18 protein-coding genes are annotated in these 20248 nt (G+C 73.2%); 10 read left to right on the top strand and 8 right to left on the bottom strand.

Going from position 1 to position 20248, the window contains the following annotated elements:
- The first annotated feature begins 3 nt into the window (after positions 1–3).
- The 4 genes from LZ017_RS18945 (at position 4) to LZ017_RS18930 (ending at position 2426) form a co-directional block, all read left to right on the top strand.
- On the top strand, positions 4–645 hold the full coding sequence (locus LZ017_RS18945; RefSeq protein WP_241398484.1) for a glutathione S-transferase family protein: 642 nt from the start codon (positions 4–6) through the stop codon (positions 643–645).
- A gap of 156 nt (positions 646–801) precedes the next feature.
- A complete protein-coding gene (locus tag LZ017_RS18940; protein ID WP_241398483.1) occupies positions 802–1692 on the top strand; it encodes an SPFH domain-containing protein in 891 nt (296 codons plus the stop codon).
- A 17-nt stretch (positions 1693–1709) separates the two neighbouring features.
- Positions 1710–2207 (top strand): hypothetical protein, encoded by a 498-nt coding sequence (locus LZ017_RS18935; protein WP_241398482.1) that lies wholly within the window; start codon positions 1710–1712, stop codon positions 2205–2207.
- Positions 2208–2210: 3 nt separating this feature from the next.
- The gene (locus tag LZ017_RS18930; protein ID WP_241398481.1) at positions 2211–2426 is read left to right on the top strand and encodes a hypothetical protein; all 216 of its coding nucleotides are present in this window, start codon (positions 2211–2213) and stop codon (positions 2424–2426) included.
- 24 nt (positions 2427–2450) lie between these two features.
- Here LZ017_RS18930 and LZ017_RS18925 read toward each other — a convergent pair whose 3' ends face one another.
- Genes LZ017_RS18925 through LZ017_RS18905 form a run of 5 tightly spaced genes read right to left on the bottom strand, consistent with a single transcriptional unit; the run spans position 2451 to position 5979 of the window.
- A complete protein-coding gene (locus LZ017_RS18925) occupies positions 2451–2822 on the bottom strand; it encodes a DUF6463 family protein (protein WP_241398480.1) in 372 nt (123 codons plus the stop codon).
- A 14-nt stretch (positions 2823–2836) separates the two neighbouring features.
- Positions 2837–4201, bottom strand: coding sequence for an AarF/ABC1/UbiB kinase family protein (locus LZ017_RS18920; RefSeq protein ID WP_241398479.1), 1365 nt, complete (start codon positions 4199–4201; stop codon positions 2837–2839).
- Positions 4194–4703 carry a DUF2867 domain-containing protein gene (locus LZ017_RS18915; protein ID WP_241398478.1) on the bottom strand — a complete coding sequence of 170 codons (510 nt, stop codon included), beginning with the start codon at positions 4701–4703 and terminating at the stop codon, positions 4194–4196. The genes LZ017_RS18920 and LZ017_RS18915 overlap by 8 nt, the downstream gene beginning before the upstream one ends.
- On the bottom strand, positions 4700–5140 hold the full coding sequence (locus tag LZ017_RS18910; protein ID WP_241398477.1) for a hypothetical protein: 441 nt from the start codon (positions 5138–5140) through the stop codon (positions 4700–4702). The genes LZ017_RS18915 and LZ017_RS18910 overlap by 4 nt, the downstream gene beginning before the upstream one ends.
- Positions 5137–5979 (bottom strand): TetR/AcrR family transcriptional regulator, encoded by an 843-nt coding sequence (locus LZ017_RS18905; RefSeq protein ID WP_241398476.1) that lies wholly within the window; start codon positions 5977–5979, stop codon positions 5137–5139. Before LZ017_RS18905 ends, LZ017_RS18910 begins: the two co-directional genes overlap by 4 nt.
- A gap of 204 nt (positions 5980–6183) precedes the next feature.
- Here LZ017_RS18905 and LZ017_RS18900 point away from each other — a divergent pair, with 204 nt between their 5' ends.
- The 4 genes from LZ017_RS18900 (at position 6184) to LZ017_RS18885 (ending at position 13331) form a co-directional block, all read left to right on the top strand.
- Positions 6184–7470 (top strand): solute carrier family 23 protein, encoded by a 1287-nt coding sequence (locus tag LZ017_RS18900; RefSeq protein WP_241398475.1) that lies wholly within the window; start codon positions 6184–6186, stop codon positions 7468–7470.
- 81 nt (positions 7471–7551) lie between these two features.
- On the top strand, positions 7552–9633 hold the full coding sequence (locus tag LZ017_RS18895; RefSeq protein WP_241398473.1) for a diguanylate cyclase: 2082 nt from the start codon (positions 7552–7554) through the stop codon (positions 9631–9633).
- Positions 9626–11641 carry a GGDEF domain-containing protein gene (locus LZ017_RS18890; RefSeq protein WP_241398471.1) on the top strand — a complete coding sequence of 672 codons (2016 nt, stop codon included), beginning with the start codon at positions 9626–9628 and terminating at the stop codon, positions 11639–11641. The genes LZ017_RS18895 and LZ017_RS18890 overlap by 8 nt, the downstream gene beginning before the upstream one ends.
- Positions 11642–11651: 10 nt before the next feature.
- Positions 11652–13331 carry a SulP family inorganic anion transporter gene (locus LZ017_RS18885; RefSeq protein ID WP_241398470.1) on the top strand — a complete coding sequence of 560 codons (1680 nt, stop codon included), beginning with the start codon at positions 11652–11654 and terminating at the stop codon, positions 13329–13331.
- 16 nt (positions 13332–13347) lie between these two features.
- Here LZ017_RS18885 and LZ017_RS18880 read toward each other — a convergent pair whose 3' ends face one another.
- The gene (locus tag LZ017_RS18880; protein WP_241398469.1) at positions 13348–14007 is read right to left on the bottom strand and encodes a LysE family translocator; all 660 of its coding nucleotides are present in this window, start codon (positions 14005–14007) and stop codon (positions 13348–13350) included.
- A gap of 115 nt (positions 14008–14122) precedes the next feature.
- Here LZ017_RS18880 and LZ017_RS18875 point away from each other — a divergent pair, with 115 nt between their 5' ends.
- Positions 14123–15010: a diguanylate cyclase gene (locus LZ017_RS18875; protein WP_241398468.1), complete on the top strand. Its 888-nt coding sequence runs from the start codon at positions 14123–14125 to the stop codon at positions 15008–15010.
- Positions 15011–15033: 23 nt separating this feature from the next.
- Here LZ017_RS18875 and LZ017_RS18870 read toward each other — a convergent pair whose 3' ends face one another.
- Together LZ017_RS18870 and LZ017_RS18865 are read right to left on the bottom strand one after the other, a co-directional pair.
- Positions 15034–15594, bottom strand: a complete 561-nt coding sequence (locus LZ017_RS18870; protein WP_241398467.1) for a hypothetical protein — start codon at positions 15592–15594, stop codon at positions 15034–15036.
- A 31-nt stretch (positions 15595–15625) separates the two neighbouring features.
- The gene (locus tag LZ017_RS18865) at positions 15626–16018 is read right to left on the bottom strand and encodes a YkvA family protein (RefSeq protein WP_241398529.1); all 393 of its coding nucleotides are present in this window, start codon (positions 16016–16018) and stop codon (positions 15626–15628) included.
- Between the two features lie 119 nt (positions 16019–16137).
- Between LZ017_RS18865 and LZ017_RS18860 the strand changes: the two genes are divergently transcribed.
- Positions 16138–20193, top strand: coding sequence for a two-component regulator propeller domain-containing protein (locus tag LZ017_RS18860; protein WP_241398466.1), 4056 nt, complete (start codon positions 16138–16140; stop codon positions 20191–20193).
- Positions 20194–20248 lie beyond the last annotated feature (55 nt).

The raw sequence follows: 20248 nt of genomic DNA, 5'->3' as shown, positions 1-20248 counted from the left end.
GCGATGAAACTGATCGGCATGCTGGACTCGCCCTATGTGCGGCGCGTCGCGATCTCGCTGCAGTTGCTGGAGCTGCCCTTCGAACACGAACCGCTGTCGGTGTTCCGCACCTTCGACCAGTTCCGCGAGATCAACCCGGTGGTCAAGGCGCCCACGCTGGTGTGCGACGACGGCACGGTGCTGATGGACTCCACGCTGATCCTGGACTACGCGGAGTGCCTGGCCCGCCCGCTCAGGCTCATGCCCGCCGAACTGCCCCGCCGCGCCCAGGCGCTGCGCCTGATCGGACTGGCGCTGGCCGCCTGCGAGAAGAGCGTGCAGATCGTCTACGAGCTGAACCTCCGGCCCGCCGAGCGCCAGCATGCGCCCTGGCTGGAGCGGGTGCGCGGCCAGATGCAGGCCGCCTACGGCGAGCTGGAACAGGCGCTGGCCGACGCGCCGCAGCAGCCCCATCTGGGCGCGCCCGACCAGGCCATGGTGAGCATGGCCGTGGCCTGGCAGTTCACGCAGCAGACCCTGCCGGGCGCCGTGGATCCGGCCGCCTTCCCGCGTCTGCATGCGCTGTCGGAGGCCGCCGAGGCGCTGCCGGCCTTCCGCCAGGCGCCGCACGGCGACGGCGTCTGCCGCGTCCAGCGCCGCGGCTGAACCTCCGCTCCTCGCCACTCCACATCGCCCCTCGCCCGGCCCCGCGCCGGGCCGCCGGCGTTGCCGCGCCGCCATGACCAATGGCCTGTTGACAGCCTTCTCGATTGGTATAAAACTGATATCATCATTTTCAGGGATCGAGAGAAGGAGAAGACGATGAGCATGAGCAATCAGGCCGGCCCGCGCGAAACGGATGCACGCACCGCCAACGGCTATCTGGCCGTGCTGCTGGGGCTGGCGATGGCGGGCGGTGGCGTGGCGATGGCCCTCGCGGCACCAGGCGGCTTCGGCGCGGTGCTGGGCGGGCTGACCCTGGTGGCCGGCGTGCTGCTGCTGGGCGGGCTGTACATGCAGCAGCCCAACGAGGCGCGGCTGCTGACGCTGTTCGGCCGCTACCGCGGCACCGACCGCCACGAAGGCCTGCGCTGGGCCAACCCGCTGATGGCCAAGCGCAAGCTCTCGCTGCGCGCGCGCAACCTCAACGCGCCGACGCTGAAGGTCAACGACAAGCGCGGCAACCCGGTGGAGATCAGCGCCGCGGTGGTCTGGCGCGTCGAGGACTCGGCGCGCGCGGTGTTCGAGGTCGACGACTTCGAGCGCTATGTGGGCATCCAGTCCGAGGCCGCGATCCGCCACCTGGCCGCCCAGTTCGCCTATGACGAGGGCGAGGATCTGCAGCCCGGCGAGACCACGCTGCGCGCCGGCGCCGACGAGGTGGTGGAGGCGCTCAAGCGCGAACTGCAGGCGCGCTTCGCCGAGGCCGGCGTCACGGTGCTGGACGCCAAGATCACCCACCTGGCCTATGCGCCCGAGATCGCCCAGGTGATGCTGCGCCGCCAGCAGGCCGAGGCCATCATCAGCGCGCGCAAGAAGATCGTGCAGGGCGCGGTGAGCATGGTGGAGGAGGCGCTGAAGGGCCTGTCCGAGCGCTCCATCGTCGAGCTGGACGACGAGCGCAAGGCCGCGATGGTTTCCAACCTGCTGGTCGTGCTGTGCTCCGACAAGGACACCCAGCCCATCGTCAACACCGGCACGCTGTACAACTGAGCGCGGCGGGGGCGGCGATGCATCTGCTCTTTCTGCTCACGTCGGCGCTGGTGCTGGCGCTGGTCGCGGCCACCTACGCCCTGCTGCCCGAGGTGGTGGGCAGCGCGCACAAGGCCAGCAGCCGCGAGTCCTTCGCGCTGTTGACCCTGTTCCTGGGCCTGCTGCTGCCGCTGCTCACCAGCCATGGAGTGATGGCGCTGGTGCGGCGCTGGCCCACCGGCCTGAACCTGCCCCACCGGGACTACTGGCTGGCGCCCGAACGGCGCGAGGCCAGTCTGGCGCGCGTGCTCAAGCACCTGCTGCGCCTGGCGGTGCTGCTGCAGCTGCAGGCCATGGGGCAGTACCTGCATGTGCTGCTGCCGCAGCGGCCGGACTGGCCGCAGCCGGGCGCGGCGTTCTGGGCCGCGGCGCAGGGGCTCTTTCTGCTGGCGCTGCTGCTGCTCATCGTCGCGCTGGTGCGCGACTTCAGCCGGCCGCCGCCGCCACGGGGCGGCCATGGTTCGCGCGGACGCTGAGCCATGTCCAGCCCGGCCAAGAAAAGCTATCCGCTGCGCCTGGACCCGGCGCTGTGGGACGAGATCGAGCGCCTGGCCGCGCAGGAGCTGCGTTCGGCCAACGCGCAGATCGAGATGCTGCTGCGCGAGGCGCTGGCGCGCCGCGGCATCAAGCCGCAGCACTCGCCCACGGCGCGGCGCGGCCGGCCGCCGCGCGACGGCGACGACACCGCATCCTGATGCGTGCCCGGCCCGGCAGGCCGTTCAGCGCGCGCGCCGCAGCAGCGCGAACGCCACCGGCAGCGCCAGCCAGAAGCCCGAGGCCGGCATCAGCAGCAGGCCCAGCGCGGTCAGCCCGAGCAGGCCCAGGCCCAGCGCGCGCCAGGGCGCCGTCGTCGCGCACAGGCGCTCCAGCGCGCTCAGCGCCAGGCCCAGCAGGGCCAGCGGCGCGCCGAACAGCAGGAACCAGCTCACCGCCCCCAGCAGCGGGTCCGCGCCCACCGTGTCGAACAGGCCGCGCTGCCACATCCGCGCCAGCGGCGCGCTGAACACCACCAGTCCGAACAGCGTGTGCAGCAGCGCCACGCCCATCAGCCAGCGCCCCATCCAGGGGCGCGTCGTCTTCGATGCGTGCATCGGGATCTCCATCGTCAAAGGATCTCGCGGGCCAGCGCCGCCCAGGGGTTGCCGGTGCGCACGCGGGCACCCAGCTGGCGCAGCATCTGCACCAGGCCCAGGTAGGCGCGGTCGACGAACGGCAGCTCGGGCGGCACCGCACGCAGGTGCGCCAGCGCAACGCGGTGCGCGTCGGGCGCCATGGTCGGCGGCGGGGGCAGCGACGCAAAGTCGAAGTGCTCGCCACGCCAGGGCAGCAGCTGCCAGTCCAGCAGCGGCGCCAGCGCCGGCATCAGCCGCTCGCGGAAGGCGCGCGGCCCCAGCTCGGGGTCGACCATGCCCAGGCGCTGGTAGGCCGCCAGGTGGCCGGCGGTATCGCCGTCCAGGCGCGCGGCCCAGGCGCGGGCCAGCTGCGGCAAGAACTCGCCGTCCAGCGCCAGCGTGCGGCCGAAGTCCAGCAGGCCCAGGCGCCCGTCGGGCATGAACAGATAGTTGCCCGGATGCGGATCGGCCTGGATGCGGCGCAGCCGGGTGAGCCCCAGCATGAAGCTGTCCAGCAGCAGCTGGCCCATGCGGTCGCGCTGCGCCTGGCTGGGCGCGGTGGCCAGCCAGGGCTCCAGGTGCAGGCCGTCCAGATGGTCCATGCTGAGCACGCGCGCGCTGCTCAGCGCCGTGTGCACGCGCGGCAGCACCAGGTCCGGCAGGGCCTGCATGCGCGCGCCGAACCAGGCCAGCTCGCGCGCCTCGCGCTCATAGTCCAGCTCCTCCAGCAGGCGCGCGCGCAGCTGCTCCAGCACGCCGCGCGTCAGCGCCTCGTCCGGCAGCGCCAGGTTCAGCCCCGCGCCCAGCGGCCGCAGCAACCCGGCGAGCAGGCGCAGGTCGCTATCCACCGCGGCCGCCATGCCCGGGTACTGCAGCTTGACGGCCAGGCGCTCGCCGGCGAAGGAGCGCGCCTCGTGGACCTGGCCCAGGCTGGCGGCCGCGAAGGCCTGCGGCTGGAACTGCGCGAACAGGGCCTCGGGGCCGCGGCCGAACTCCTGCTTCATCAGCTTGAGCACCAGCGCGCGGTTCAACGGCGTGGCCTGGTGGTGTGCCTGCGCGAGCTGGCGGCGCAGGCCCTCGGGCAGCAGGCCCATCTCCAGGCTCAGCAGCTGGGCCGCCTTCAGCGCCGTGCCCTTGAGCTGGTTCAGCGCGCCGAACAGGATGCGGCCCAGGCGCTGTTCATGCTCGGCGCGCGCGGCGGCCTGCTCGGCGGCCGGCCGCGCCAGCCCGCCCACCTGGTGCGCCAGCCGCGCCGCGCCCATGCGCGCCACCGCGGCGCCGGCCACCGCGCCGCGCGCCAGGCGTCCGGTGCGCGGCGCCTGGCCCTTGTTCTTGTCCGCGTCCTTGCGCTCAGCCATGGTGCTGGGCCTGTTCCAGCATGCGCGGCACGATGCGGCGGTGCACCGGCCCCACCACCGCCATGTACAGGCGGCCCAGCCGGTTGTGCTCGTGGACCACGGTGCTCAGCTGCAGCTGCGGCCCCCGCGGCGTGTCCGCCTTGAACAGCGACAGGCGCACGAGCAGGTGGCGGTCGTCCTGCTCCAGCACCACTTCGCGCGCGCTGCGCGAATGCAGCTGGAAGATGCCGACGCGGTCGCCCAGCCGGTACTGCGCCGCCGGCCGCAGCCCCTCGCCCAGCTGTCCCAGGGCCTTGAGCCCGACGAGGCGGACCATGCCGTTGCGCAGCGCCATCAGCGCGTTCATCCAGCCGGGCGTGCGCGCGACCAGGTCCAGATAGCTCTGCAGCGCCTCCGCGTCGGGCGCGGGATCGGGCAGCGCGTGGCAGTCGGCGAAGTCGGCACCGACGCTGAGCGCCGCGATGCGGCTGCCGGCCGGCAGCGGGCAGGTGCGCACCGTCACAGCAGGCTCCAGCGCTGCACCAGGCCGAGCAGGTGGACCAGTCCGAAACCCAGGCAGATCGCCGAACTCCACAGCAGGAAGGGCGTCAACGGCAGGCCGCCCAGGCCCAGGATCAGCGGGGCCAGCCCGCGCAGCAGATAGACCGCGGTGATCAGCAGCAGCCCCCAGCGCAGCGCCGGCAGCCCGCGCAGCGCCGGCACCCAGCCGCCGGCTGCCCAGGCATAGCCGGCCCAGACCAGCAGCACGACGGCGATGCCCAGCGTGATCAGGGCCGGCTGGGCATGGCCGGCCTCGGCCAGCCGCGCCATGCGCTCGCCGGCACCGAAGAAGCGATACCAGGGCGCTCCGCCCAGGATGATGGCCAGGTGCAGCAGGGCCGCAAGCGCGCTGAGCGCGCCGGCGATGCCCAGCGCCAGATGGGGGGCGGCGGCGTTCATGCGCCGCTCCGGGCGCGCCGGCGGGCCGGCACCGCGGCGGCCGGCGTGGCCTTGCGCGCCCGCCGCGCTGGCGCCGCGGGCGGCGGGGCCTCGGTCGGCGGCGCGGAAGCCGGCATCTCGCCCAGGCCCTGGCGCAGCAGGCCCAGCATGTCCAGCAACCCGCTGCCGGGGCGCAGCAGCCGTGCCATCTGGCTGCGCAGCAGCAGGCCGGCCAGCGCCAGCAGCCTGGACACCAGCCCGGTGCGCAGCACCAGCACCAGCAGCTCCAGGCTCTGGTCCAGCAGCCGGGTGGTCTCGCCCTGTTGCTCGGAATCGTCGTGCAGCCAGAAGCCAATCACGCCATAGGCATAGTCCGCCACCAGCGCGCCCAGCGCCGCCTTGAAGCCGCAGTAGGGCATCTCGCCGCGCGCCTCGGCCTCGTCCAGCATCTGCTCCACCGCGGCCCGGAAGGCGGGCTTGCCCGGCAGTTCCTCGCCCAGCAGCGTCAGCGGCGCGGCCAGCAGCGCGCGCCGCGCCAGCGCGACGAAGCCGCGCTGCGGCGCCAGGCGCTCCAGCAGGCAGTCCAGCAGCAGCTGCAGGCGCTCCTGCAGCGAGAACTCGGCCTGCTCCGGCGTCGCGCGCCATTGCGCCAGCGCGTCCTCGAAGGCTTGCTCGAAATAGCCCAGCACCAGCTTTTCCTTGCTGGGGAAGTAGTTGTAGATGGTGGCGTCGCCCAGGCCGGCCTCGCGGGCCACCTGCTTCATCGTCGTGGCCTCGAAGCCCTGGGCCTCCATCAGCCGGACGGCCGCGTCCAGGATCTGGCGCCGGTTGCGCGCCTGCTGGGTCTTGCTGGTTCTCATATGAATACCTGCTATGTTTTATTCAGTTTCACACGCAAATAAAAGAATAGCAAGTACACATTCAATCCCGGACAAGGTTCAGGGGCCCCGTCCCGCCCGGGCCCGGCGGCGCGCTCGCAGGCCGATCAAGCCGGGTCCAGGACTTGTCCCGAGTGAAAGCGGGGCCTGCGCTCACTACACTCGCCGCCAACTTTGGAGGACTGCATGAGCGGCTTGTTGCGGTGGCGCCCGGTGAGCGTCGATACGGGGGTCACCGTGGCCCCGGACGAACGGCTGTCCTGGCCGCAGACCCTGGCCATGGGCGTGCAGCACGTCGTGGCCATGTTCGGCGCCACGGTGCTGGCGCCCTTGCTGATGGGCTTCGACCCCAACGTGGCCATCCTGATGAGCGGGCTGGGCACGCTGATCTTCTTCGTGATGGTGGGCGGCCGGGTGCCCAGCTACCTGGGTTCCAGCTTCGCCTTCATCGGCGTGGTGATCGCCGCCACCGGCTATGGCGGCAGCGGGCCCAATCCCAACCTGGCGGTGGCGCTGGGCGGCATCGTCGCCTGCGGCGCGCTGTACTTCCTCATCGGCGCGCTGGTCTCGGTCTCGGGCGCGGGCTGGGTGGAGCGGCTGATGCCGCCGGTGGTCACCGGCTCGGTGGTGGCGGTGATCGGCCTGAACCTGGCCGCGATCCCGATCAAGAACATGGCGCCCACGCCCTTCGACGCCTGGATGCAGGGCGTCACCTTCCTCAGCGTGGCGCTGGTGGCGGTGTTCTCGCGCGGCATGCTGCAGCGCCTGCTGATCCTCGCCGGCCTGATCCTGGCCACGCTCATCTATGCGCTGCTGACCAACGGGCTGGGCCTGGGCAAGGCGATCGACTTCGCGGCGGTCGCCCACGCGCCCTGGCTGGGCCTGCCCCACTTCAGCGCGCCGCGCGTCGAGCTCAAATCCGTGCTGCTGATCGCGCCGGTGGCGCTGATCCTGGTGGCCGAGAACCTGGGCCACCTGAAGGCGGTGGCGGCGATGACCGGCCGCGACATGACGCCCTATCTGGGCCGCGCCTTCATGGGCGATGGCCTGGCCACCATGATCAGTGGCGCCAGCGGCGGCACCGGCGTCACCACCTATGCCGAGAACATCGGCGTGATGGCGGCCACGCGCATCTACTCGACCGCGGTCTTTGTCGTCGCCGCGCTGATGGCGCTGCTGCTGGGCTTCAGCCCCAAGTTCGGCGCGCTGATCCAGACCATCCCGCTGGCGGTGATGGGCGGCGTGTCCATCGTCGTCTTCGGCCTGATCGCGGTGGCGGGCGCCAAGATCTGGGTCGACAACCGGGTGGACTTCTCGGACAACCGCAACCTGATGGTGGCGGCCGTCACGCTGATCCTGGGAACCGGTGATTTCACACTGAAGCTCGGAGACTTTGCGCTGGGTGGCATAGGAACGGCCACCTTTGGTGCGATCCTGCTGCACGCGCTGTTGAGCCGCGCGCGCGCCCGCTGACGCCAGGACGGTCGGGCCGCCGGGCTCGTCCCCCACCACGAGGGGAGCAGCCGCGAGGGGGCGAAGAACTGGCGCATGGACATGGCAATGAAGACGGGCGACCCGCGGACCAGCATCTGCGCGCGCAGCCGGGGGCTGGGCCTGCTGCTGCTGTGCCTGGTGCTGAGCGCCTGCCAGCCCGAGGCCGGTACGGCCGACGCCGCCCCCGCCGCGCCCGTGCTGCGCCGTGACAGCGCACTGATCAACGAGCTGGACCAGCTGGAGCGCGTCGGCCTCTCGCTGCCCGAGGACCATGCGCCGGCCCTGGCCGTGCTGCTGGGCCGCTGCCCGCCGGGCAGCGCCGAGCGGCTCGAAGGCCTCAGCGTACGCGCCAACCTGCTGGGCCTGCTGCGCGACCGCCCCGGCTTCGACGCCGCGGTCGCCGAGCTGGCCAACTGGCCCGACAACGCGCTGCGCCGCAGCGCCCGGCTGGCCGAGCGGCTGGCCCAGGCGCAATGGGCGCAGAACAACGGCGAGCTGAGCGTGGCGCTGCGCCTGCTGGCGCCGCTGCCGCCGGAAGAGCTGGCACCGCTGGAGCGCCGCCTGGCCTGGCGCGCGCTGGCCACGCTGGCACGCGTCCAGGCCGACTATGGCGAGCTGGACAACGCGATCGAGAACAATCTGCGCGCGCTGGAGATGGCCGACGGGCTGGGCGGTGTCTGGCGCCGCGTCGCCTCGCTGGCCGCGCTGACCGACGTCAGCAACCGCATGGACCAGCCCGAGCGCGCGCTGCGCTACTCCGACGAGGCACTGGCGCTGGCGCGGCAGGACCCGAATCCGGTCACGCTGTACGACGTCTACACGGTGCGCGGCATCGTGCACGCCAGCGACCGGCCCAGCGCGGCGGCCCGCGAGGCGCTCAACGCGGCGCTGGAGCAGGCCCGCGCGGCCGGCTCGTCGCGGCTGGAGGCGCTGGCACTGGGCAACCTGGCCGACCACATGCTGCGCCGCGGCGAATTCGCGCAGGCCGAAGCAACCGCGCGCCAGGCGCTGGAGCTGGCGCGCCAGCACCACCGCCTCAGCTCCGAAATCCTCGCGCTGCACAACCTGGGCATCGCCAAGATCGGCCAGCGCCGCATCGAGGAAGGCAAGCGTGACGTGCTGGCGGCCATCCACATGGAGGTCGAGCGCGGGGCCGGCGGCTACACCGCCGAGTCCTGGCGCGAGCTGGGCCAGTACCTGGAGCAGGCCGGCGACCTGCCCGGCGCGCTGGATGCCTACCACCGCTCGCGCGAGCTGTTCGACCAGGTGCTGCACGAGGAATCGCGCAAGGCCGTGCTGGAGGCTGAGGCGCGCTATGAGGACACGCGTCGGCGCAAGGAGATCGAGCTGCTCAACCGCGGCAACCGGCTCAAGGAGGGCGAGATCCTCAGCCGCGACCTGCAGCTGCGCCTGTGGGCCGAGGTCGGCGCCTGCGTGCTGCTGTCCGCGGCGCTGCTGTCGCTGGCCTACCGGCGCATCCGCCGCACCAACGCGGCGCTGGCGCAGGCCAACGAATCGCTGCGCGAGCAGAGCGAGCGCGACCCGCTCACCGGGCTGTCCAACCGGCGTCATTTCCAGTCCGTGATCCGCCAGGCCGACGCCGGCCTGCGCGGCAGCCTCTTCCTGATCGACATCGATCTGTTCAAGCGCATCAACGACCAATGGGGCCATGCGGCCGGCGACAGCGTGCTGATCGAGGTCGCGCGCCGGCTGCGCGCCGTGCTGCGCGAGCAGGACCTGGTGGTGCGCTGGGGCGGCGAGGAGTTCCTGATCCTGATCCGCTCTCCCGACCCGCTGGACGCCGGCCACCTGGCGCAGCGCCTGCTGGACCAGGTGGGCAGCAAGCCGGTGATGCATGGCAGCCAGGCCATCACCGTGACCGCGTCCATCGGCTATGCCTGCTTCCCGCTGCAGCCGCATGGCGTGGTGCTGGACTGGGAACGCGCGCTGGACCTGGCCGACACCGCGATGTACATGGCCAAGGCCCATGGCCGCAACAAGGCCTATGGCGTGACGGCGATGGAGGCGCGCCACGCCGACGAGGCGCTGGTCCTGGGCGCCCAGCTGGAATCGGCCTGGCATGCCGGACGCGCGCAGATCCATTGCGTGCAGGGCCCGCCGGTGGAGGCGCGCCATGCGTGAAGCGCTTCGCCTCGCCGCGCTGCTGCTGGCCCTGGCCTGCGCGCCGGCCCTGGCCGCGCCGGGGCCCAACGCGCTGGAGCTGCGCCTGCTGGAGCTGGACAGCCAGAGCTACAACGACCCCACCCGCGCCCTGCGCGCGCTGCGCGAAATGCGCGCCCGCCATGCCGGCGACGCGGCGCTGCAGCGCCGCATCGACTTCAGCATCGGCCGCGCCGAGGCGCTGTCCGGCAGCCGCGACGCGGCCGCCACGATCGCGCAGGCGCTGGACAAGGACCAGGCCCCGGAGCTGGCCGAGCTGCTGCGCGCCGAGATCGAGGACCGGCGCGGCTCCGCGGCCCGCGCCGGCGAGCATGCCCAGCGCGCGTTGGCCCAGCTCAACCCCGCCTGCCAGCGCCCGACGCCGCCGGCGCTGGTCCAGCAAGGCTGCGACTGGCGCGCCAGCTGGCATGCGCTGCGCCTGATCCAGCGCAGCCAGCTGGCCTCCGGCGAGCTGGCCTTTGCCGAGGCGAGCGCGCGCCAGGCGCTGGAGCTGGCGCGGCTGTCGCTGCCGGCGCGCCAGCAGAGCCAGGCGCTGATGTCCATGAGCGTGGTGGCGGCGCGCCAGAACCAGGGCGAGCAGGCGCACGACTGGCTGGCGCAGGCCCAGCCGCTGGCCGGCGGCGACCCGCTGCTGATGGCGCGGCTGCGCATGTTCGAGGCCACGCTGGTGCCGCGCACCGACGGCGGGGTGCGGCAGCTGCGCCTGCTCGACGAGGCCCTGGAGCTGGCGCAGCAGGCCGAGGCCCCGCGCGACGCCGCCCAGATCCGCAGCAACCTGGTCGACGCCTACATGCACCTGGGCCGCCCGCGCGAGGCCATCGAGCAGGCGCGGCTCGCGCTGCCGGTGCTGCAGTCCTACGGCGACCAGCGACTGGAGCGCACGCTGCGCCACAACCTCTCGGTGGCCCTGGTGCTGCTGCGCCAGTTCGACGCCGCGCGGCGCGAGATCGCGCTGGTGGAGCAGCTGCGCGAAGGCAGTGGCAACCTGAGCCAGCGCGCGGTGCAGCTGCGCGAACTGGGCGAGGCCTATGCGCGCGCGGGCCAGCACAAGGAGGCGCTGCGCCTCTATCACGAGGAGCGCGGCGTCAACGAGGAGCTCAACGCCCGCACCCGCCAGGCGGCGCTGCGCCAGCTCGCGCACAAATACGACAGCGGCGCGCGCGAGCGCGACCTGGAGCTGCTGCGCCGCGACGAGGCCCTGAAGGACCAGCAGCTGAACAACCGCCAGCTCGCGCGCTCGGTGGGCATCGGCCTGGCCGTGCTGCTCGGGCTGTCGCTGCTGCTGGTGGTGGTGATGCTGGGGCGCGTGCGCGAGGCCAACCGCCGGCTCAAGGCCAAGCAGGCGCTGCTGCGCGCGCAGAGCGAGCGCGACCCGCTCACCGACCTCGCCAACCGGCGCCATTTCCTCGGCGTGATGGAGCAGCGCATGCAGGGCCGCTTCGACGGCGCGCTGATGATGGTGGACATCGATCATTTCAAGCACATCAACGACCGCCAGGGCCATGCCGCCGGCGACGCGGTGATCTGCGAGGTGGCGCGGCGGCTGCGCACGGCCGTGCGCGACGAGGACCTGGTGGTGCGCTGGGGCGGCGAGGAGTTCCTGATCTTCATCACCGGCGTCGGCAACGACGCGCTGGCACAGCTGGCGCAGCGCGTGCTGCAGGCCATCGGCGGCACGCCCGTCGCGACCGAGGCCGGCCCGCTGCGCGTCACCGCGTCGATCGGCTTCGCGCACTTCCCGCTGCCGCCGGCGCAGATCGCGCTGCACTGGGAACAGGCGGTGAACTGGGCCGACATGGCGCTCTACACCGCGAAGTCGCGCGGCCGCAACCGCGCGGTAGGCATCGGCCTGGTGGCGGCCGAGGACGCGCAGGCCCTGCTGCAGATCGAGGCCGACTTCGAGAACGCCTGCTCCAACGAGCGCGTGCAGCTGCTCACCGTGCAGGGACCCGAGCCGGCGGCCGCGTAGACTGCGCGCCATGCTCCCGAGTTCCGCCCGGCCCGGCCTGTCCGCCTATCTGAAGGACAAGCTGGGCGACGATGCCGTGGCCGCGCTGGTCGTCAGCGTGCTGCTGATCCCGCAAAGCCTGGCCTACGCGCTGCTGGCCGGCCTGCCCGCGCAGGTGGGTCTGTACGCCAGCCTGCTGCCGCTGCTGGCCTACGCGCTGCTGGGCTCCAGCCCCTATCTGAACGTCGGCCCGGTCGCGGTGCTGGCGCTGATGATCATGCAGAGCCTGGCGCTGGCGCCGGCCGGGGTCAGCCCGTCCGAAGCCGCGCTGGTGCTGGCCGCCGAAGTGGGGTTGCTGCTCGCCGCCGCCGCGCTGCTGCGCCTGGACGCGCTGGCCGCGCTGCTGTCGGTGCCCGTGCTGCAGGGCTTCGAGGCCGGCGCGACGCTGGCCATCGCGGCCTCGCAGCTGCCCGCGCTGCTGGGCAGCCCGGCGCAGGGCGGTACGCTGGGCGCGCTGTGGCGCTCGGCGGATGCGACGGGCTGGCGCCTGGACGCGCCGAGCGCCGCGCTGGGCCTGGGCGCCATCGCGGCGCTGCTGCTGTCGCGCCGCGCGCTGGGGCCGCTGCTGCAGCGCTGGATGGGGGCCGCGCGCGCCGCGCTGCTGGTGCGCCTGGCGCCGCTGGCCGTGCTGCTGACCGCCCTGCTCATCGTCTGGGCGCTGCGGCCGCCATCGCTGGCGCTGATCGGCGCGCTGCCGCCATTGCAGCTGAGCCTGACGCTGCCGCGCCTGGACGCGGGCGTGTGGCAGGCCCTGCTGCCCGGCGCCGCGATGATCGCGCTGATGGCCTATGTGTCCAGCCTCACCGTCGCCGAATCGCTGGCGCGCCGCCACGGCCAGCGCGTGCAGCCACGCCGCGAGCTGATGGGCCTGGCCGGCGCCAACCTCGCGGCCGCGCTGAGCGGCGGCATGCCGGTGGCCGCCAGCTTCTCGCGCAGCGTGCTGGTCAGCGATGCCGGCAGCCGCAGCCGCTTCACCGGCGTGCTGGTCGCGCTGCTGATGGGGCTGGCGCTGCTGACCCTGGCCCCGGTGCTGGCCTGGCTGCCCCGGGCGGTGCTCGCCGCGACCATCGTCGTCGCCGTGCTGTCCGGGCTCTCGGCGCGCCCCTTCGTGCTCGCCTGGCGCTACGACCGCGCCGAGGCGCTGCTGATGGCAACCGTCGCGCTGCTGGTGCTGCTGGAAGGGATCAGCCTGGCGCTGGGGCTGGGTGTGCTGGGCTCGATCGCGCTGCTGCTGCAGCGCACCGCGCGTCCGCACGTGGCGCTGATCGGCCGCGTGCCGGGCACCGAACACTACCGCAACGTGGACCGCCACCGCGTCGAACTGGACCCGCAGGTGCTGGGCCTGCGCATCGACGAGAGCCTGCTGTTCACCAATGTGCGCAGCCTGGCCGATGTGGTCCAGGCCCATCTGGACCAGCACCCTCAGGCGCGCCGCGTGCTGCTGCAGATGTCGCCGGTCAACGGCATCGACGTCAGCGGCCTGGAGGCGCTGCACGAGCTGCAGGACGCGCTGGCGCGCCAGGAGCGCCGCCTGGACCTCAGCGAGGTCAAGGGCCCGGTGCTGGACCGGCTGCGCGCCGGTGGCTTCGAGCGCTGGTTCCGGGGCCGCATCTACCTGAGCCACCACCAGGGCATGCACGACGCGGGCTGACCCGCCGCGCGAGCGGCTAGCGGGCCTGCGACAGGGCCAGGCGCAGCCCGAAGGCCAGGAACAGCGCGCCCATCGTGCGGTTGAGCCATGACGTCAGCCGCGCCAGGCGGCCGTCGTGGCCCAGCCCGGCGCGCACGCGCCGCCCGGCCAGCGCGCCCATCCAGGCCAGCGCATGGCACCACAGCATGCCGTTGAGGTTGAAGATCGCGCCCAGCAGCAGGAAGGCCAGCGCCTTGTGCGGCGCGTCCGGCGCGATGAACTGCGGCACGAAGGCGAGGAAAAACAGCGCCACCTTGGGGTTGAGCACATTGGTCAGGAAGCCCTGGCGGAAGATCTGCCACAACGGGGCCGGTGCGGGCGCTTCCGACGGCGTGGCCGCGGCCGGCCGGGCGCGGCTGCGCAGCATCGCCAGGCCCAGATAGACCAGGTAGGCCGCACCGACCAGCTTCACCGCGGTGAAGGCCCAGGCCGAGGCCGACAGCAGCGCCGACAGCCCCAGCGCCGCCGCCAGCACGTGGACGCAAGTGCCCGCGCCTATGCCCAGCGCCGCGGCGGAGCCGGCGCGAAAACCCTGGCCGGCGCTGCGTGCCAGGATCAGCAGCGAGTCCGGCCCTGGCGTGATGTTCAGCAGCAGTCCGGAAATCACGAACAAGGTCAGGTCCTGGGTTCCGAACACGGTCCATCTCCTCCAGCCAACGGGCGGCCCGCCAGCCTAACGCAGATGGCGGGCGGCGTGCGCGCATGCGGTAGAGTCGTTCGACATCGACAACCTTTTCCCTCCCGGGGTTGACATGCCGGTCGACGGCCGCCTTCTTGAATTGTTCGAACGCAGCGAGCAGCTGCTGGCGGTCTTCGATCCGGAGGACCGGCTGCGCCATGCCAACCCGGCCTTCCGGCTCGCCTACGACCTCGGCCCCGACGAGCAGCCGCTGTGGACCGAGATCATGCGCGCCAACCACGCCAGCGGGCGCGGCGCGCTGATCGAGACCGGCGACATCGAGACCTGGCTCAGCGCCGTGGCCTCGCGGCGCGGCAAGCTGCCCTTTCGCGCCTTCGAGGCCGACCTCGCCGACGGGCGCTGGATCTGGATGTGCGAAACCCTGCAGCCCGATGGCTGGCTGTTGTGCGTGGCCTCGGACATCACCCATCTCCGCCAGGACGACCGCGCGCTGCGCGTCGCCCATGCCCGGGCGCAGCGCGCCGCGCAGACCGATGCGATGACGGGGCTGAGCAACCGCGCGCACGGCATGGCGCTGCTGCAGCGCGCGCTCAAGCAGCCCGGCCCGCTGTGCCTGGCGCTGCTGGACCTGGACCATTTCAAGCGCATCAACGACAGCCTGGGCCATGCCGCCGGCGACGAGGTGATCCGCGACTTCGCCCGCGCGCTGCAGGCCGGCACGCGGCGCGAGGACGTCTGCGCACGGCTGGGTGGTGAGGAGTTCATGCTGCTGCTGGCGCGCACGCCGTTGCCGCGCGCCATGGAGGTCGTCGAACGACTGCTGGAGCGCGTGCGCCGCGCACGCCCGCTGGTCGAGCACCCGGGCCTGGGCTACACCTGCTCGGCCGGCCTGGTACAGCGCCGCCCTGGCGAGAGCGAGGACGCGCTGCTGCGTCGCGCCGATGCCGCGCTCTATGCCGCCAAGGGCGCGGGACGGGACCGCATCGACGCCTGCGAATGAGCGTGCCGCGCGCGTGAGACCGGTCAGATCGACATGTTGACGACGCTGAGCGCCGTCTTCTTCACATGCACGCCGATCACCGCGACCACCTCGTCGGGCCGTGCCGGGCGCAGCAGCTGCTCGGTCTCCACGCTGACCTTGGTGACCAGCGAGTCATCCTCCAGCAGGCAGAAGAAGGGGCGCGGGTCGATCGCCGCGCTGGGATCGGGCCGGCCTTCGTTGGCGCCATGCGGCACGCGCAGGCCGTCCAGCAGGGTCTTCAGGCGGTTGTCGATGTCGCCGCCGTCGGTGATCAGCGTGCCGCGCGGCTGCTGGCGCAGCAGCAGCACCGAGATCTCGGCATAGAGGTCCAGGCGCTGGGTCACCAGCGGCGCGAACAGCAGCCCGCCCTTCTCGACGATCACCGAGGGCCGGTCGGACCGCGGCGGATGCGCCAGCAGCCAGTCCGAGGCCTCGCGCAAGGCGCGCTGCTGATGCCACAGCTCCTGCAGCTGCGGATGCAGCGCGCGCCGGATCTCCCACTTGTGCGCGGACTTGGCGCCCTGGCCATGCAGGGGACCCTCATAGATCAGCCGGAATTCCATGCGCCCAGCATAGCCGCAGCGGTGCGGCCGCTCAGACCGTGCCGGCCATGCCGCGCAGCAGCCACACGCCCAGCGCCCCCAGGGCCAGCAGCCACAGCAGCACGATCAGCCCCGCGACGAGCAGGTTGCGCGGCAGGCGCAGGCGCTGCTGCGCGGCACGCCCACGGGCGCGCTGCAGCACCGCGGGCGGCAGCAGGCGCAGCACCAGCCACAGCCCCAGCGGCACCAGCAGCAGATCGTCCAGCCAGCCCAGCACCGGGATGAAATCGGGAATCAGGTCGATCGGACTCAGCGCATAGGCAGCCACCGCCAGCGCGAGCAGGCGCAGGCCCCAGGGGGTCTCGCGGTCGCGCGCCGCGTAGTAGACGGTCAGCAATTCGCTGCGCAACGCGGCCGCCCATTGGCGCCAGACGCCCTTCCACATGCCCACACCGGCCTCCCGCTGGCTATCCGTGAGCCCCCTTATATGGGTTCTGCGGATCTGTTCACAAGCCGTCTGCGACGTTACGCTGCCTCATCAGCAAAGAAGATGATGAGGTCCTCATGAGAAAACGAAGGGTGGCCCCGAGTTTTCTCACCGCCCCCGGACGGCAGCCGAGCGGGCGGGCGCTGCTGCGCCGCGCCTTCGGCGCGCTGCTCGCGGTGGCTTGGCTGTGCGTCGCGGGACCGGCGCTGGCCGATGCGCTGCAGCGCCTGCGCTTCACCACGCTGCAGGCGCAGGACGGGCTGCCCAGCGAGGCGGTGGTGGTCAGCCTGCAGGACCACAACGGCCTGGTATGGCTGGGCACCACCAACGGGTTGGCGCGCTTCGATGGGCGCCACATGCGGGTGTTCAAGCCCGACCCGGCGCGCGCCGATTCGCTCAGCCATCCGGTGATCCACGCGCTGCTGGACGACGGCCAGGGCGCGCTGTGGGTCGGCACGGGCCAGGGCCTGGACCGGCTGGACCTGGGCCGCGAGACGCTGCGCCGCCTCGCGATGCCGCCGTCGCCGCCCGGCGTGCCGCTCGTGGTGAGCGGGTTGGCGCCGGCCGGCCCCGGCCGGCTGTGGGTGGGCCTGCCGGACGGGCTCTACCTGCTGCGGCTGGACGGCGAGCGCTTCGAGCGCTGGCCGGCCCCGGCACCGCTGGCGCCGGCCGGCCGCGTGCGCCGGCTGCTGCCCGACGGCCAGGGCGGCGTCTGGGCCGCCTATGACCGCGAGGTGATCCGCGTCGCGGCCGACGGGCGGCTGCTGGCCTGGGCCCACACGCGCGACGGGCATGGCGCCGCGCGGCAGCCCGCGGCGGCGCTGCTGCCGCGCGCGCTCGCGCTGGACGCGCGGCAGCGCCTGTGGGTGGGGCTCAGCGGCGGCGTGCAGGTCTGGCGCCCGGCGCCGCAGCAGCCGGGCGGGCTGGCGCCGGTCACCGACGCGGCGCTGGATGCGCTGCCGCGCGGCGCGGTCTACGACCTGCTCCGCGACACCCAGGACCGGATCTGGATCGCCAGCACCGGGGCCGGCGGGCTGGCGCGCTGGAGCGAGGACCAGGGCCTGCAGCGCTTCGAGCACCAGCCGGCGGTCACCGGCAGCCCGGCGGACAACGCGCTGGCCTCGCTGATGCTGGACCGCAGCGGCACGCTGTGGGCGGGCACCTGGGGCCGCGGCATCAGCCTCGCGGACCTGAACCAGGGCGGCTTCAGCCACTACAACGCGGTGCCCGGCGATCCCGCCAGCCTCTCCCATTCCGCGGTGCTGGCGGTGCTGATGGACGGCCCGGACCATGCCTGGGTGGGCACCTATGGCGGCGGGCTGAACCGGCTGCGCCTGGCCGACGGGCGGACCGAGCAGATTCCGCTGACCGAGCAGCCACTCGCCCGCGTCAAGGCGCTGCTGCGCGACCGCGAGGGCCAGCTGTGGATCGGCGGCGACGGCGGGCTGCTGCGCTACGACCCGCGACAGCGGCGCAGCGAGCGCCTGGCACTGAACGAGGAGTCGCCCGCGGCCGCCTCCATCAGCGCGCTGCTGCAGGACCGCCAGGGGCGCGTCTGGGCCGCCAGCGCGGCCGGCCTCTACCGCTTCCTGCCCGGCCAGCGCCGCCCCCAGGTGTTCCGCGCCCGCGCCGGCGAGCCGGGCGCGCTGCCCGGCCACACCATCGACTGCCTGCTGGAGGACCGCGAGGGCCGGCTGTGGCTGGGGAGCAAGAGCGGGCTGATCCTCTACGACGCGGCGCGCGACGCCTTCGTCGCGCCGCTGCGCCCCAGCGCCGAGCTGCCCGCGCCGGAGCGCCTGGGCGTGCAGGCGCTGCGCCAGGACGCGGGCGGCCGCCTCTGGCTGGGCACGACGCAGGGCCTGTACGAGCTGCTGCCCGGCGGCGCGGACGGCGGGCCGGCGCGCCTGCGCGCGCAGCCGCTGGCGGGCCAGGCCGGCAGCGGCTACTTTGCGCTGCAGGACGACGCCGATGGCGCGCTGTGGCTGGCCAACGAGGAGGGCCTGACCCGCTTCGACCCCGACGGTGGCACGCTGCGCCACTTTCCCCTGCGCAACCGCATCGAGCGCGGCTTCAATTTCGGCGCCGCCGCGCGCGGACCGGACGGCAGCCTCTACTTCGGCAGCGTGGGGCTGCTGCGCATCCAGCCCGCCGAGCTGCGCGACAACCCGCAGGCGCCGCGCGTGCTGCTGTCCGACCTGCGCCTGTTCAACCGCTCGCTCAGCGCCGACCCGGGCGACGCGCAGGCGGCCGGCCAGGCGCAGGCGCTGGGCGTGGACGGCGCGCTGCACCTGACCCGGAGCCTCCGCCTGGCGCCGCAGCACAGCATGATCAGCCTGGAGCTGTCGGCGCTGCACTTCACCGACCCCACGCAGCTGCGCTACGCCTGGAAGCTGGAGGGCTTCGACCGCGACTGGATCCCCGCGCCGGCCGGGCAGCCCATCGCCACCTACACCAACCTGGACCCCGGCCGCTACCGGCTGCTGGCCAAGGCCGCCAATCCCGACGGGGTGTGGAGCGAGCCGCAACCGCTGCTGACCCTGGAGGTGCAGCCGCCCTACTGGGCCACCTGGTGGTGGCGCGCGGGCGCCGCGCTGCTGCTGCTGGGCGGCGTGCTGCTGGCGCTGCGCTGGCGCGAGCGCACGCTGCGCGGCCGCCAGCTGCAGCTGGAGCGCAAGGTGCGCGACCGCACCGCCGAGGTCGTGGAGCAGGGCCGCCAGCTGGCGCGCGAGAAGCAACTGGCCGAGACCCAGCGCGAGGCCGCCGAGAAGGCGCGCCGCGACATCGCGCTGCTCAGCGAGATCGGCCGGCGCATCACCGCCATCCGCGACCCCGAGGCGATCTGCCAGACGCTCTACGAGCATGCCCGCGAGCTGGTGCCGGCGGATGTCTTCGGCGTCGGCCGGGTGGACTGGCAGGAGCGGCTGCTGCACTACGACTTCGTGCGCCAGCAGGGCCGCCCGGTGCGCCCCTATGTGCGCAGCCTGGACATTCCCGACCAGCCCTCGGTGCAATGCGTGCTGGAGGCGCGCGAGCTGGTGCTGACCCACATCACGCAGGACCACCGCGTGCTCGACGAGGTGGCGCGCCGGCGCGCCGGCACCGACCGGCTGCAGCTGCTGGACCAGGGCGAGCCCATCGTCGCCGGCTCCGGGCTGTACGTGCCCATGCTGCTGAAAGACCAGGTGATCGGCGTGATCGGCGTCGTCAGCGAGCGCGAAGCGGCGTTCGGTCCCGCGGAGCTGGACATCCTGCGCACGCTGGGCGCCTATGCCGCGGTGGCCTACGACAACGCCGAGGCCTACCGGCGCCTGAGCCTGACCCAGGAGCGCCTGGTGGAGCACGAGAAGCTGGCCGCGCTGGGCGCGCTGGTGGCCGGCGTGGCCCATGAGCTGAACACGCCGATCGGCAACGGGCTGCTGATGGCCAGCACGCTGCAGGAGGCCAGCCAGCACATGGCCGAGCGGCTGCGGGAGGGCGGGCTGCGGCGCTCGGAGCTGGCCCAGTTCTGCGAGCGCAACACCGAGTCCACCACGGTGCTGACGCGCGCGCTGGAGCAGGCGGCGGGCCTGATCGCCAGCTTCAAGCAGCTGGCGGTGGACCAGACCTCGGACCAGCGCCGCATCTTCCGCCTGCTGACGCTGTGCGAGGAGGTGGCCGTGACGCTGGCGGCACGGCTGCGCCGCGAGGGGCATCAGCTGGAACTGGCGGTGGACCCGGCGCTGGAGCTGGACAGCTTCCCCGGCCCGCTGGGCCAGGTGCTCAGCAACCTGGTGCTCAATGCCCAGCTGCACGGCTTTGCCGGGCGGCGCGACGGTCGCATGCGGCTGGAAGCCAGGCGCCTGGGCGCCGAGTCCGTGCGCATCGACTTCAGCGACGACGGCCACGGCATCCCGCCGCAGCACCTGCGGCGCATCTTCGAGCCCTTCTTCACCACCCGGCTGGGCCAGGGCGGCTCGGGGCTGGGACTGCACATTTGCTACAACATCGTCAGCAACCTGCTGGGCGGCAGCATCCGCGTGTTCAGCCGTCCTGGCGAGGGCGCGCGGTTCGTGATCGAGTTGCCCCTGCGGGCGCCGGAGCAGGGCGGCGCGCCCGCGGTGGAGGCGCCGGCGGACGGCGATCGCGGGGGATGAGTGGGGCATGGGGCGCGCGGCCCCTCCCCGCCCGCCACGCGGCAGCTCGCCGGGC

Source organism: Pelomonas sp. CA6, assembly GCF_022549225.1.
Lineage (GTDB): Bacteria > Pseudomonadota > Gammaproteobacteria > Burkholderiales > Burkholderiaceae_C > Roseateles.
This window is presented reverse-complemented; position numbering and strand designations above follow the sequence as displayed.